Source organism: Mesorhizobium sp. M4B.F.Ca.ET.089.01.1.1, from assembly GCF_004022605.1.
Classification (GTDB): Bacteria; Pseudomonadota; Alphaproteobacteria; order Rhizobiales; family Rhizobiaceae; genus Mesorhizobium; species Mesorhizobium abyssinicae.
The window spans coordinates 1-497 of sequence record NZ_RZOS01001332.1 but is presented as its reverse complement, the minus strand read 5'-3'; the positions used below and the strand labels follow the sequence as shown (position 1 = coordinate 497).

Below are 497 nucleotides of genomic sequence, written 5' to 3'. Positions count from 1 at the left end.
GTCATGTTCGATCCGAAGCGCGATCGCGAGAATGGTCGGGCACGAGGTGCATGGCACCGGAAGGATGAATACGAGAGGATTCTGGAAAGCGGCCCATTAAGGGTGCCGGAAATCTTACGGGTTTAGATCATGTGCGGTCGATACACTCGATATCTGTCCTGGTCCGAAATTCACCGGCTTTACCGGCTCACCACGGACTGGGAGCGGCAGCGCAACGACGCGCCGGCCTACAACATTGCGCCCACTGAGGATGTTGTTTTCGTTACCGCAGGTGACGACGGCAACCACAAACTGCGCGAGGGCCGATGGTGGCTCGTGCCCTGGTGGGCGAAGGAGATGCCGAAGGGCTCAATGTTCAACGCACGTTCGGAGACGGCCGACACATCCGGCGCCTTCAAGGATGCCTTCAAATCGAAACGCTGTTTGATCCCGGCGGATGGCTTCTACGAATGGACGCAGAGCCCTGCCGACAAAGGGCGTGACCCCTGGTACATCTT

At 58.6% G+C, this 497-nt stretch carries 1 protein-coding gene; it reads left to right on the top strand.

Annotated features, from left to right (window positions below):
• Positions 1–129 precede the first annotated feature (129 nt).
• The coding region (locus EN780_RS37400) for an SOS response-associated peptidase (RefSeq protein WP_133373007.1) at positions 130–497 on the top strand (368 nt) is incomplete at its 3' end.